14 protein-coding genes are annotated in these 12,870 nt (G+C 62.8%); 5 read left to right on the forward strand and 9 right to left on the reverse strand.

Going from position 1 to position 12,870, the window contains the following annotated elements:
- Nucleotides 1-78: 78 nt before the first annotated feature.
- From NKJ32_RS26285 to NKJ32_RS26295, 3 genes are all read right to left on the reverse strand, one after another.
- The gene (locus NKJ32_RS26285) at nucleotides 79-378 is read right to left on the reverse strand and encodes a hypothetical protein (protein ID WP_352829310.1); all 300 of its coding nucleotides are present in this window, start codon (nucleotides 376-378) and stop codon (nucleotides 79-81) included.
- Nucleotides 379-472: 94 nt separating this feature from the next.
- Entirely contained in the window at nucleotides 473-1,873 is a 1,401-nt protein-coding gene (locus NKJ32_RS26290) for an ArnT family glycosyltransferase (protein WP_352829312.1), read from the reverse strand.
- Nucleotides 1,874-2,080: 207 nt separating this feature from the next.
- Entirely contained in the window at nucleotides 2,081-3,241 is a 1,161-nt protein-coding gene (locus NKJ32_RS26295; RefSeq protein WP_352829314.1) for a helix-turn-helix transcriptional regulator, read from the reverse strand.
- Between the two features lie 255 nt (nucleotides 3,242-3,496).
- On the opposite strand from NKJ32_RS26295, the gene NKJ32_RS26300 reads away from it, so the two are divergent.
- The 3 genes from NKJ32_RS26300 to NKJ32_RS26310 all read left to right on the forward strand — a co-directional run bounded on the left by NKJ32_RS26300 (nucleotide 3,497) and on the right by NKJ32_RS26310 (nucleotide 5,006).
- Nucleotides 3,497-3,895 (forward strand): NADH:ubiquinone oxidoreductase subunit NDUFA12, encoded by a 399-nt coding sequence (locus NKJ32_RS26300; RefSeq protein ID WP_023674818.1) that lies wholly within the window; start codon nucleotides 3,497-3,499, stop codon nucleotides 3,893-3,895.
- 171 nt (nucleotides 3,896-4,066) lie between these two features.
- Nucleotides 4,067-4,549 carry a DUF2155 domain-containing protein gene (locus NKJ32_RS26305; protein WP_352451095.1) on the forward strand — a complete coding sequence of 161 codons (483 nt, stop codon included), beginning with the start codon at nucleotides 4,067-4,069 and terminating at the stop codon, nucleotides 4,547-4,549.
- A gap of 88 nt (nucleotides 4,550-4,637) precedes the next feature.
- Nucleotides 4,638-5,006: a hypothetical protein gene (locus NKJ32_RS26310; RefSeq protein WP_352593854.1), complete on the forward strand. Its 369-nt coding sequence runs from the start codon at nucleotides 4,638-4,640 to the stop codon at nucleotides 5,004-5,006.
- 83 nt (nucleotides 5,007-5,089) lie between these two features.
- Here the strand turns inward: NKJ32_RS26310 and aat are convergent, their stop codons facing one another.
- From aat to NKJ32_RS26340, 6 genes are all read right to left on the reverse strand, one after another.
- Nucleotides 5,090-5,707, reverse strand: coding sequence for a leucyl/phenylalanyl-tRNA--protein transferase (gene aat / locus NKJ32_RS26315; RefSeq protein WP_023674821.1), 618 nt, complete (start codon nucleotides 5,705-5,707; stop codon nucleotides 5,090-5,092).
- 15 nt (nucleotides 5,708-5,722) lie between these two features.
- The gene (accC, locus tag NKJ32_RS26320) at nucleotides 5,723-7,066 is read right to left on the reverse strand and encodes an acetyl-CoA carboxylase biotin carboxylase subunit (RefSeq protein ID WP_352829315.1); all 1,344 of its coding nucleotides are present in this window, start codon (nucleotides 7,064-7,066) and stop codon (nucleotides 5,723-5,725) included.
- Nucleotides 7,067-7,085: 19 nt separating this feature from the next.
- Complete coding sequence (accB, locus tag NKJ32_RS26325; RefSeq protein ID WP_023674823.1) at nucleotides 7,086-7,544, reverse strand: acetyl-CoA carboxylase biotin carboxyl carrier protein; 459 nt, start codon at nucleotides 7,542-7,544, stop codon at nucleotides 7,086-7,088.
- 26 nt (nucleotides 7,545-7,570) lie between these two features.
- Nucleotides 7,571-8,005: a type II 3-dehydroquinate dehydratase gene (gene aroQ, locus NKJ32_RS26330; RefSeq protein WP_031211260.1), complete on the reverse strand. Its 435-nt coding sequence runs from the start codon at nucleotides 8,003-8,005 to the stop codon at nucleotides 7,571-7,573.
- Between the two features lie 164 nt (nucleotides 8,006-8,169).
- Entirely contained in the window at nucleotides 8,170-8,973 is an 804-nt protein-coding gene (locus tag NKJ32_RS26335) for a DsbA family protein (protein ID WP_023674825.1), read from the reverse strand.
- 70 nt (nucleotides 8,974-9,043) lie between these two features.
- Nucleotides 9,044-10,438 carry a M48 family metalloprotease gene (locus NKJ32_RS26340; protein WP_352570909.1) on the reverse strand — a complete coding sequence of 465 codons (1,395 nt, stop codon included), beginning with the start codon at nucleotides 10,436-10,438 and terminating at the stop codon, nucleotides 9,044-9,046.
- 145 nt (nucleotides 10,439-10,583) lie between these two features.
- Between NKJ32_RS26340 and NKJ32_RS26345 the strand changes: the two genes are divergently transcribed.
- Together NKJ32_RS26345 and NKJ32_RS26350 are read left to right on the forward strand one after the other, a co-directional pair.
- Complete coding sequence (locus NKJ32_RS26345; protein ID WP_352829317.1) at nucleotides 10,584-11,732, forward strand: pyridoxal phosphate-dependent aminotransferase; 1,149 nt, start codon at nucleotides 10,584-10,586, stop codon at nucleotides 11,730-11,732.
- A gap of 11 nt (nucleotides 11,733-11,743) precedes the next feature.
- The gene (locus tag NKJ32_RS26350; RefSeq protein ID WP_352829319.1) at nucleotides 11,744-12,709 is read left to right on the forward strand and encodes a glutaminase; all 966 of its coding nucleotides are present in this window, start codon (nucleotides 11,744-11,746) and stop codon (nucleotides 12,707-12,709) included.
- The last annotated feature ends 161 nt before the right edge of the window (nucleotides 12,710-12,870 follow it).

A 12,870-nucleotide genomic window follows, 5' to 3' on the forward strand; every position in this document is an offset into this window, starting at 1 on the left:
CAGCGGTTCATCGCCCGCACGGGGGACGAACCGCGAAACATCGGGCGGAACCAGCCGCCGTCCTTTCGGGTCGGATGCCTACTGCTTCACGACGCCTTTGGTTGTCGCCATCGGCGCGACGACCTTGGGCTTGGGGGTTTTCGGGCCGGGGTCGACTACCAATGCGGCCGTGCAGGAGCATTTGCCCGAACCGCAGTTCAGGTCGCCCTTGCACATTTTGGAATGCCGCATATCGGTGCAGTCGGCGGTCCCGGAGCAGGAGCAACTGCCTTGCCCAATCGTTCCGGACTGACATTTGAAGCTCCATGCCGGATCGGCGATAACGCCGGCCACAGCGAGCGATAAGGCAAAAAGCGTCGTCGAGATGAGCTTGCGCATGAATACCTCCCGGTTCTATCGAGCGATGGAACCACGAAGCAGCAACGCCTTCATCTCCCGCGCGGGGGACGAACTCGCATACCGGTGACGATCGTCAATGCTGTCCCTTAAGCACGACGAGATAGCCGCGTTCGACGCGAAGCCGGAACGCGATTTGCCCTGCAGTGCCGGGATCCTTGGAAACCTTGTCGATGACATAGCCGCTGGGATGCGAGCCAAGCCATTCTTCCGGTTTGTCGGTGGTTTCGAATGGCTTTTGCAAGCGGGCCAGGAAGCCGACTTCGCCTTGATAGTCGAAAGCCACGGCCCAGTCCGCATCCTTTCGCTCGTCGATGAAGTTGGCGAGCGGCGTCAGATCATAGCGTTTGAACGCGGTTGCCGATGCCACCGCGTGGCCGATGCCGAAAATGACAAGCATGACGATGGCCGAGCTCTTCAGCCTGGCGAGCGGGATCTCCGCCATGAAATAGCCGAACAGGATGACCACGAACGGCAACATCGGCACGACATAATGAGGCTGCTTGCCGGATATCGCGCTGAACACCAGAAACACGGCAACGAACGAGAATGACAGCAGGCGCAAGGCGCGCAGATCCGGCGACTTCGCGTCGATCAGGCTGCGTATCCGCGTGCGCAGCTTCAACCGCCAAACCTCGGGTATGAAGATCCACGGTATGAACATGACCGGCAGCAGCAGCAGATAGAAATAGAACGGCCGGCCGTGCGAATTGCGCAAATTGCCGGTGACGCGCCCCGCCGACTGGTTCCAGACAAGATCATAAACGAAATTGCCTTTTGTCAGGATGGTCGCCGGCACCAGCCAGATCGCCACCGGAATTAGTGCGGCGAGCAGGGCCAGGCCCACTCCAGCGAGGAAGTTCGGTGTCGTCAGTCCCGCCCGCCCGTCGCGCCAGAACGGGTAGAACAGGATGGGCGCGCCGATATGGATCAGCACCACCGGGCCTTTCGTCAGCACGCCCATGCCGATGAACAGCCCGGCCAGAACGGCCTGCCAGCGGTTGCCGCTGCGGGCAAAGGCAATCAACGACAACAGCGCAGCGAGCACAAAGACCGTCAGCAACAGGTCGAACAGGATCAGCGTCGAATAGATGACGAACACGCTGCTTCCGGCGACCAGCCAGGGGATGCGCCGCGCGATGTCGTCGCGGCCCGGAAACAGGGTCTTTGCCAACGCCGTCGTCAGCCAGATGACGAGCGAGGAGGCGGCGAAGATGACCAGCATCGCCGCCGGCCGGCTGGCGCCGAAAATGTTCCAGACAAGGTCGATAAGCCAAAACAGCAGTGGCGGCTTCTGCAGATAGGGCGCGAAATTCATCGTCGGGACGAAGATCTGTCCGCTCAGATACATTTCCCAGGTGACGCTGAGATATCGCGTTTCGTCGACGGGCAGCAGTGGCCGGAAAGCGACCGCGATTACGATCAGCCCAAGCAGAAAGAGGTAGGGGAGCAGCCGCTCGGTAGATGTCGGTGTCAAAGATCGAGATCCGCGCCAGAAACCATTTTCATTCCAGCCGAGCATAGTGCCGCGTTTCTGGACCGCGAACGACCGCACCATGATTTTGGCCGAATTGCAACGATGCCGGTTTCGTTTCCCAGATTTTGCGGACGATGGTGTCAGGGCTTGAAAAACTTGCCGGCCGAGTCTTCTGGACCGCTGCCGGTCCGGGGAACCTGAGCAAAATCACCTGGAGCGCAAGGGTGGCGACAATTCGCGCATCAACAGTTCGAGCTCGCGCTGATCGCCTGTACCGGTCTTGTCGAAGATCGTCGCCAGCTGCGACTTGACGGTGCCGTCCGAGACGCCGCCGGCCGCGGCGATTTCCTTTCGCGTCAGGCCGGCGGCAACGTGACCGGCGACGCGCCTTTCTGCCGCGGTCAGTCCGAACAGCGCCGCAATGGCGTCCAGCGCCGGGGTCGGTGTCGAACCGGCTGCGGCGATGAAGATCGCTGCGGCGGCGCGTTGCGAGATGCGCGCCGAGATTTCACGCCGCGCCAGCGGCATGACATGGGCCACCGCCGGAACGACCGTCCTGGCCAGGGGAATGTTGATGCCGCAAGGTCCGAGCGCGAATTCGTCGCGCGTGCCGAGCTGGACGGCGCGGCCGATCGCGGCATTGGCATTGGCATAGGTGAAGGAAAGCTGGCCGCGCACGCAAGCAACCGAGATGTTTTCGGCGAGCAGCGCTTCGGCTGACGGGTTGGCGAAGATGATGGTCATGTCTTCGGCGACGATCAGCACCGGATGGTCGAGGCTTTCGATGATGGAGCGGAAGATTTCGGCCTTGCGCCGCTCGGCCTCGAACAGGTCGCCGATGGTCACCGCGCGCCGCACATGCGGCGCCAACAGGCAGACAAGCTCGATATCCTCGCGGGAAATCTGGCGCCTGTCCTTGTCGGTAACCACCATCAGCGTGCCGATCCGGGTCGGCCGCTTCATCAACGCCACCCAGAAGAAATCGTCCAGGCGGTTGGGTTGCACCCATTCGCGCACGATGCGGCTTTCGAGCCATCTCTGTCGCGTATCCGGACCTTGCAGGGCGTAGATCGAATCGACGGTGAACGGCACGTCGATCTCCATCTTGGGAACCGCCGCATAGAACGGCACTTGCGAGCCGTAGTCATGCTTCAACGGCTCAAGAACTGCGGGATCGCCGCAAGACACCGAAAACCGCGCGGAGCTGCTGATCGTGTCGATGACGGCGAGCATGGCAAGCTGGCCTTCCGCCAGGTTGCAGATGGCCTCGAGTGTCGCCTGCCAGCGGTCGACGTCGGCAATCGAATCGTAGATCGCCTCAACGACCTGCGGCAATGCGCGACCGGCCGTGCCCGCCAGCGATGACATGAGCCCCTCTCATTTGCCGTCCTTGAGGCAACGAAGCTTCAACTCCTAGAATAACGCTGCGTAAGGTTGCCAACAACCCATTTCATCTGCTTCGGGCGGCCGCGAAAATAGCATGAACGTATCGCTTTCCCGTCAGCCATTTGCTCGCCGGTTGCGGCAAGACCCTTGCCTTCGCAATGCCGTGACGCCATAAGCAGGAACAGGCGCCGCAGCCGCCGCGAGGACTTGCTTCAAGGACTTGCCACGAGGATTTGGATGAAGACTTTCCTTCTGCAGTTTTTCACCTGGTGGAACAGCCAGACATTGGGAACGCGCTTCCACACCTGGCGGCACGGCAAGAAGGTCGGGCAGGACGAGGTTGGCAACGTCTACTATGAGGGCGGCGTCGATTCGGAAGGCCGCACCCGCCGCTGGGTCATCTACCGCGACTATTCGGAAGCCTCGGCGATTCCGCCCGGCTGGCATGGCTGGATCCATCACCGTGTCGACGTTGCGCCGCCAAGCGAAGACTACAAGCCACGCGACTGGCAAAAGCCGCATGTGCCGAACCTCACCGGCAGCCCCGCGGCCTATCGCCCGAAAGGCTCGGTGCTGACCAACCAGCATCGTCCGCAGGTGACGGGCGACTACGACGCCTGGACGCCTGGTTCGTGATCGATCGCCGCGACACGCGCGCGGTCCCCACGGGGGCGGTCCCCACGAGGGCGGTCCCCACGAGGGCGGTCCTTTGTCGCCCCAATTGCTGTTTAGCTGTTTGCTGATCCGACAGCAGCAACTAGCCTTGGCGTTAAGAGAATCACCCGGGCGCAAACCACCGGACCTTGCATGAGCATGTTCAGCCGAATTTTGACGGGCGGATTAACCGCGGTCGTTCTCGCTTCTATGGTGGCGCTTGCTGCTGCGCAGGAGTTGGCGCCGCCTGCGCCGGACGCGTCGGTGGCGCCTGCAGCACCCGCAGTATCCGAGCGCATCACCAATCCCGTCGCTGAATTCGCCGGCATCGACAAGATCACCGGTCGTATCATCACCTTCGATGTTTATATCGACGAGACGGTGCAGTTCGGCGCTTTGCAGGTGACGCCGCGCATCTGCTATTCGCGGCCCGAAAACGAAGAGCCGAAGACGGATTCGTTCGTCGAGGTCGACGAGATCACGCTCGACCGGAAAATACGCCGTATCTTCACCGGCTGGATGTTTGCCGAAAGCCCCGGGATCAACGCCGTCGAGCATGCCGTCTATGATATCTGGCTGAAGGGCTGCAAGCAGAAGTCCGACGTGCCGGCACCCGCCGCCCCCAAAACCAACTAGAATCTGTCAGTGCGCGGCGGATACCGCGCCCTGCGGAACCGCCGCGTTGCCCGAGCGTTGGTGCCTCTCTACGGAGGAGGTTGCCATGATGATGGCCAACAAGAACGAACTTCTCGACATCGAAAGGGGATTCTGGAGCGGCGGTGCCGACTATTTCAAGGCCAATGCCGATACCGACTGCCTGGTGGCCTTCCCGCAGATGGCGCGGGTGATGAGCAATACCGATCTGGCCGCAACTGCCACGGACCCGAACCGCTGGCGCGATCTCGACATCGATCTCAAGGGCATCATCGAGCCGGGCAGCGACATCGTCATGCTGACCTACGAGGCGCGTGCGACGCGGCAAGATGGCGAAGCCTATGCGGCGCTGGTCAGCACCGGCTATGTCCATCGCGTCAATGGCTGGAAGATGATGTTCCACGCACAGACGCCGCTGGTGACGGCAGCAAAAGGCTGACCGGCCGCAAGAGCAATTCCGGGAAAGTGTGAACGGCTTTCCGTCCGGAATTTTGTTTCTGTGAAACGATGAACCATACCAGTTTATGGAAAAAACACGGCCTCGCCCTTCAGCGCCTCGGCCAGCATCTTCTCGTACTTGCCGCGCGGCACGTCGATTGCACCGAAGCGTTTGAGATGCTCGGTGGTGAACTGCGTATCGAGCAGTGCAAAGCCACGCGCCTTCAGGCGTTCGACGAGGTGAACCAGGCAGGCCTTTGACGCGTCGGTCTCCCTGGCGAACATGCTCTCGCCGAAGAACACGCGGCCGAGCGATACGCCGTAGAGCCCCCCGACCAATCGGTCGTTGTGCCAGGCCTCGACCGAATGGCAATGGCCCATCCGATGCAACTCGATATAGGCTTCGCGGATCGGCGCGTTGATCCAGGTCGACCGACGTTCCTCGCGCCTTTCGGCGCAGGCCTCGATCGTCGCCTCGAAGTCGAAATCGATGCGGAACTCGAACAGGTTCTTGCGGATCGTCTTTCTCAGGCTTTTCGGTATGTGGAACCCGTCGAGCGGAATGATGCCGCGCGTCTCCGGCCGCACCCAGAATACTTCGGGGTCATTGGCGCTTTCGGCCATCGGGAAGACGCCGGAGGCATAGGCTTTGAGCAAAAGGTCGGTCGGGATGCGATAACCGGGTGCGTAGGGACGGGTCATCGCTTCGCCCCTGTATCACTCGCCTTCGGCCAGGTATTTTTCCAGCCAGTGGATATCGTAGTCGCCATTAGCGATGTCGGCGTTGCCAACGAGGTCGCGAAACAGTGGCAGCGTCGTCTTGATGCCGTCGACGACGAATTCGTCGAGCGCGCGCCGCAGCCGCATCATGCATTCGACGCGGTTGCGGCCATGCACGATCAGCTTGCCGATTAGGCTGTCGTAGTAGGGCGGGATCTTGTAGCCGGAATAGACGCCGGAATCGACACGGATGCCGAGGCCGCCCGGCGTGTGGAAATGGGTGATGGTGCCCGGCGAGGGGGTGAAGGTGCGCGGATCCTCGGCATTGATGCGGCATTCGATGGCATGGCCGTGGAAGCGGATGTCCTCCTGGCGCACCGAAAGTCCGCCGCCCGAGGCGACGCGGATCTGCTCGTGCACGAGGTCGATGCCGGTAATCGCCTCGGTCACCGGATGTTCGACCTGCAGGCGCGTGTTCATCTCGATGAAATAGAACTCGCCGTCCTCATAGAGGAATTCGATGGTGCCGGCGCCGGAATAGCCGAGATCGGCGATCGCCCTGGCGCAGACGCCGCCAATATGCGCGCGCTCCTCGGCATTGAGCGCCGGCGAGGGCGCTTCTTCCCAGACCTTCTGGTGGCGGCGCTGCAGCGAGCAGTCGCGCTCGCCGAAATGCACGCCGCGCCCGGCGCCGTCGCCGAACACCTGCACTTCGATATGGCGCGGCTTCTGCAGATATTTCTCGATATAGACTGCGTCGTCGCCGAAGGCCGCACCCGCCTCCGAGCGTGCCGTCTGCAGCGCCACCTCGAGATCGGCCTCGCTACGCGCCACTTTCATGCCGCGCCCGCCGCCGCCGGCCGACGCCTTGATGATTACGGGGTAGCCGATCGCGGCGGCAATGCGCTCGGCTTCCTTGTCCTCGGTGACCGCGCCGTCGGAGCCGGGCACCACGGGAATGCCGAGGCGTTTTGCGGTACGCTTGGCCTCGATCTTGTCACCCATGATGCGGATATGGTCGCCGGTCGGGCCGATGAAGGTGATGTTGTGCGCGGCGAGGATGTCGGCGAACTTGGCGTTCTCCGACAGAAAACCGTAGCCGGGATGCACCGCGTCGGCGCCGGTGATCTCGCAGGCGGCGACGATCTGGTGGATGTTGAGATAGCTGTCGCGCGACGGCGGCGGGCCGATGCAGACGCTCTCGTCGGCGAGACGCACATGCATGGCGTCGGCGTCGGCGGTCGAATGCACCACCACCGTCTGGATGCCGAGCTCCTTGCAGGCGCGCAGCACCCTGAGGGCGATTTCGCCGCGATTGGCGATGAGGATTTTCTGGAACATCTTTCGCCTGTTCCCGGCTCTACTCGATCACGACGAGCGGCATACCATATTCGACCGGCTGCGCATCTTCAAACAGGATCGCCGTCACCGTGCCGGCGCGCGGCGAGGGGATCTGGTTCATCGTCTTCATTGCTTCGATGATCAGCAGCGTCTGGCCTTCCTTGACCTTCTGGCCGATTTCGATGAACGGCCTGGCGTCAGGCGACGGTGCCAGATAGGCGGTGCCGACCATCGGCGAGGCAACGGCGTTCTTCGACACGTCGGGCGTCGCCGGCGCGGCCGCTGCCGCAGGCTGCGCGGCTGCCGGGGCATAGGCCGGCTGAGCTGTGGCGACGGCATGGACGGCCGGGGCCTGCCGCGAGACGCGCACCTTCAGATCGCCCAGCTCGACCTCGATCTCGGTCAGGTTGGTGTCGTTCAGTATGCCCGCCAGATCGCGGATCAGCTGCTGGTCAACACCGTTCTTCTTTATCGACATTTTCGAGCCTTCTGTTTGTTGGCCGGTCATAGGCGTGCAGCCAGCGCCTGCAGCGCCAGCGTGTAGCCGAGCGGCCCGAACCCGCAGATCATGCCGACGGCGACCGGCGCGACCATGGACACGTGGCGGAATGGTTCCCGCGCGTGGATGTTGGAGAGATGCACCTCAGCGACCGGCAGCGGCGCGACAGCGCGGATGGCATCGTGAATGGCGATCGAGGTATGGCCGTAGGCGCCCGGATTGATGACGATCGCGGCGGCCTTGTCGGCGGCCTCCTGGATCCAGTCGACGAGGTCGCCCTCATGGTTCGACTGGCGGAAATCGATCTCCAGCCCAAGTGCGGCACCTGCCTGCTTGCAGTCGTCGGCGATCGCGGCAAGCGTCTTGCCGCCATAGATGCCTGGCTCGCGCTTGCCGAGCGCGTTGAGATTGGGGCCGTTCAGGACGAAAACCGTTTTCAAAATATGCCGACCTTTCCCGGCGCGGCTAAGCCGGCGCGCCGGACCCTCTATAATGGGCATAGACGCTGGCGAAAAGAGCGCAAGTGCGTTCTTTCGCCGTCCACAACAGCCGGAAAAACGGCCGGTGCCGGAAACCCGCAGCCTAATCGAAACCCGAATGCTGATCAGAGCGCGGCCTTCGCCGCCTCGATCTTTTCGGCCAGCACTTCCTGGCCAAGCGCGCCGAACACCACCTCGTTGCCGACGACATAGGACGGCGTTCCGGTGATGGCGAGCTTGGTGGCGAGGTCATAGGTCTTGGAGAAGGCCTCGGTGATGCTCGGGTCCTTCATCTTTTCGCGCAGCGCCGCCTCGTCGGCGCCGAGCGACAGCGCCACCTTGATTGCCGCCGCCTCGGTGGCGCGCCCCTGGCCGCCGAGCAGCGCATTGTGGAATTCGCCGTATTTCTCCGGCTTCATCAAATGGAAGGCCATCGAGACGACGCTCGCCTTCTGCGAATCCGGGCCGAGAATCGGGAACTCCTTGAGTACGAAGCGCAGGTCCGGATCGGCCTTGGTCAGCGCGCGCATGTCGTCGATGGCGCGTTTGCAGTAGCCGCAATTATAATCATAGAATTCGACGATGGTGACCTTGCCGTTCGGATTGCCGACAACACCGTCGAATGAGGAATTGAAGATCTGGTCCTTGGCGTCTTTGATGACGCCGAGACTGGCGACGCGCTGTTCTTCCTTCTGCTTGGCCTCGAGTGCCTGCTGTGCCTCCAGAAGCACTTCCGGGTTCTTCAGGAGATAGTCGCGGACGATGCCTTCGACTTCGGTGCGGTCGAGCTTGGTACCCGAGGACGCCGTCTGGGCAAGCTGCGCCGTGCCGGCCTTCGCCGTCTGCGGATTGCCGGCGACGAAGCCGAACGCCAGCATGGCGAGAGCCGCTGCCACTCCGGTAGTGCCCAGCAGAATTGCCTTGGTCATGATCCTCGATCCTCTTGCCCGTGTTCGGGTCCGCCCGGTTTGGCTGTGTCGCAGCCTGCGTCCGAAAGGTTCACTTCTTCTTACCTGATGGTGCGTAGTTTATAATGTCCTGCGCGCGAAGCCAGCCCGGCTCGCCCCGCTTCATGCTCTGCTGCGCCCGCATGGCGAAGATTTTCGCATTCTTGTAGTCGCCGGAATAGAAATGCCCTTCGGCGGTTGCAAGCTCGGCGGCCGGGATGTTGCCGAGTTCCCCGTAAGCCTGTGCCAGGTAGCGGTATCCGGCGGCGTTTTCGCGATCCCGTCCGAGGCCGGTGTTGATCTGCGCCACTGCCTTCTTCAGCGAATCCTGCGTGCCGATCGCCATCAGCGCCTGGCCGTAAGAGACCGGCAACAGCCCCGATCGCGCCGGATCGAGGCTGACCGACTTGGCATAGCCGTCCGCCGCATCCTTCGGCCGGTTCGCCTTCATCAGGATGTCGCCGCGTAATTCCTGGAAATAGGGATTTTTCGGCTGTTCCTTGATCAACGCGTTGGTCTTGGTGAGCGCCGACGCCAGATTGCCGAAAAGATAGGTCATCTGCGCGTCGCCATAGCGTGAGGCGAGGCTGCCGGGGTTCTTGCGCATCAATCGCGACGCCGCCGCCTGGCCCTGCATGTAGGCGGCGATCTTGATGCGCATCATGTCGTGGCGCTGCTGCAGTGCCGGCGGGTCGACCTTGTCGACGTAAGGGCTCTGCTTCACCAGCACTTCGAGATTGGCGATACGCTCCTGCGGCATCGGATGGCTGATCCTGTAGGGATCGACTTGCGCGCCCGAGAGCGACAATGCGTTCTGGAAGCGGCCAAACGTCTTCAGCATGCCCATGCCGGACTGGCCGGTTGCATTGAGATAGGTGATCGCCGAACGGTCGGCGGTCATCTCTTCGGTGCGCTGATAAGCGAGGATACTGCGTTGCGCCATCTCGCCGCCGCCGGCCACCACGCCCATGCCGGCGCCGGCGAGACCGCGGCTGTTGCTGGTGGCGCCGGCCACCATGGCGCCGGCGCCAAGCAGCGTCGCCAGGATCGCCATCGTCTTGGCGCGCTCGAGCTGTTCTCGCAATTTCTGCTGGTGTCCGCCGGCGATATGGCCGGCCTCGTGGGCAATGACGCCAATGATCTCGTTGGGCGTTTCGGCCGTCATCAGCGCGCCGGTGTTGATGAACAGGCGGCGGCCGGCAACAAAGGCGTTGAAGCTCTGGTCGTTGACCAGCACGATGTTGATGGCGTCGCCCGACAAGCCCGCCGCCTTGAAGATCGGCCGCGCGTAATCGCGCACCAGCGCCTCGATCTCGGCATCGCGCACAACCGGCACATTCTGCGCAAAGGCATTGACCGAGCCGGCCATGGCGACCACCGCGGCAAGCGAAAGCGTCGCGAGGGCGCGCGCTGTCCTGGCGATCGTCGATTTGGGTCGGCTCAACATGGCAGGTCCACTGGTAGACGAGTGGGCGAAGGATGAAAAGTCGGCAGCCTAAACTTACCGAACTTGTGATCCCCACACCAATCGGGCATTTGTGCGGCGCGGCCAGCATGGCCGGCACGTGCGGACAAGTGTGGTGGATTGAAAAATGGTTGTTTCGCTTTCGCGCCGCGGCGCGGTCGAACCGTTCCATGCCATGGACATCCTGGCCGAGGCGAATCGGCTGAAAGCCAAGGGCCTGCCGGTCGTTTCCATGGCCGTCGGCCAGCCTTCCGATCCGGCGCCGGCCGGGGTTCGCGAAGCGGCGGCCAATGCCTTGAAAGCAGGCCGCATCGGCTATACCGACGCGCTGGGCCTCGCCGGCCTGCGCAAGGCGATCGCGGCGCATTATGGCGAGCACTACGGGCTTGACGTTTCGCCCGAGCGGATAGCCGTCACCACCGGATCGTCGGCTGCCTTCAACCTCGCTTTCCTGGCAATGTTCGATCCAGGCGACCGCGTCGCCATCGCTGCGCCCGGCTATCCTGCCTATCGCAACATCATGGCCGCGCTCGGCATCGACATCGCCGAGATCGAGTTGGACGGCGCCGCCTATCTGCATGCCGAGCACCTGCAAGCCGCGCATCGCGAAAAACCGCTGAAGGGCGTGCTGTTCGCCAGCCCGGCCAACCCGACCGGCGCGGTCATCCCCGCCGGCGATCTCGAGGCGCTGGTCGAGACGGCGCAAGAGCTCGGCATCGCCGTCATGTCGGACGAAATCTATCACCGGCTGGCCTATGCGGCGCCCGACACGACGGCGCTTGCTTTCGGCGCGGATGTGACGGTGATCAATTCCTTCTCGAAATATTATTGCATGACCGGCTGGCGCATCGGCTGGATGGTGCTGCCGCAGGAACTGGTGCGGCCGGTCGAGCGCATCGCCCAGAGCCTCTACATCTCGCCGCCCGAACTGTCCCAGATTGCCGCGATCGAGGCATTCAAGGCGACGCCAGAGCTGGAAGCGGTGAAGGCGCGCTATGCCTGGAACCGCGAGCTCCTGATGCAACGCCTGCCGGAGCTCGGCTTTGCTTTGGCCGCGCCTATGGACGGCGCGTTCTACGCCTTCTGCGACGTCACCAGGCACACCAATGACAGCATGGCGTTTGCGCGCCGGATGCTTGCCGAGGCGCATGTGGCGGCGACGCCGGGCCGCGATTTCGACCCGCTGCAAGGCCATCGCACGATGCGCTTTTCCTATGCCGGCAGCCACGACGACATGGTCGAGGCGATGGCGCGTATCGAACGCTGGCTGAAGTAGCGGGGGCGACGATGCCGGAGCTTGAACAGGCGCCTCAACTTGAACAGGCGCCACAGCTTGAACAGGCGTTGCGCGAGGTCGCCGCCGAAATGGCGGAGCGTACCGATCGCGGCGACGTCGCCAGCTATATTCCCCAGCTCGGCAAGATCGATCCGAAAAAATTCGGCATTGCCGCGGTGACCAATGACGGCCGCATGCTGACCGCGGGCGATGCCGACGAGGCGTTTTCGATCCAGAGCATCTCAAAGGTGTTCACGCTGACGCTGGCGCTCGGCAATGTCGGCGACGCGCTGTGGCAGCGGGTTGGGCGCGAACCTTCGGGCAATCCGTTCAACTCGATCGTCCAGCTCGAGCACGAGAACGGCATTCCGCGCAATCCATTCATCAATGCCGGCGCCATCGTCGTCTCCGACATCCTGCTTGCCGGCCATCAGCCGCGCGAGGCGATCGGCGAGATCCTGCGCTTCATCCAGTTCCTGGCCGATGACGACACCATCATCATCGACCGCGAGGTCGCGGCGTCCGAACGCGCGACCGGCTTTCGCAATTTCGCGCTTGCCAATTACATGAAATCGTTCGGGAATCTCCACCATGCGCCGGAACTGGCGCTGGGCGTCTATTTCCACCATTGCGCTATCGCCATGAGCTGCCGGCAACTGGCCCTGGCCGGCCGCTTCCTCGCCAATGGCGGCAAGAACCCGGCGACCGGGCATTCCGTCGTCTCGGCAGAGCGCGCCCGCCGCATCGGCGCGATGATGCTGACCTGCGGCCACTATGACGGCTCCGGCGACTTCGCTTTCCGCGTCGGCATTCCCGGCAAGAGCGGCGTTGGCGGCGGCATATTGGGGATCGTGCCGGGCGTCGCCTCGCTTGCCGTCTGGTCGCCCGGCCTTAATGCCAACGGCAATTCCAGGCTGGGCTCGATCGCGTTGGAAAAACTGGCGAAGACGATGAACTGGTCGATCTTCGCGCCATAAGCATTTTGCAGCCAAATGGAATCATTTGGCGTCCGCACAAATGCGGCAAAACAAACAGTTAGAGCGGAATGCCCCATTCAATTTAAATTCATTCCGCTCTGGTGCCTGTCGCCTGAATTGGGGCAAAAAAAAATCCCGGCGGGGCGGGGGGGGGCGGGGGG

The organism is Mesorhizobium sp. M0159 (genome assembly GCF_040322295.1).
Classification (GTDB): domain Bacteria; phylum Pseudomonadota; class Alphaproteobacteria; order Rhizobiales; family Rhizobiaceae; genus Mesorhizobium.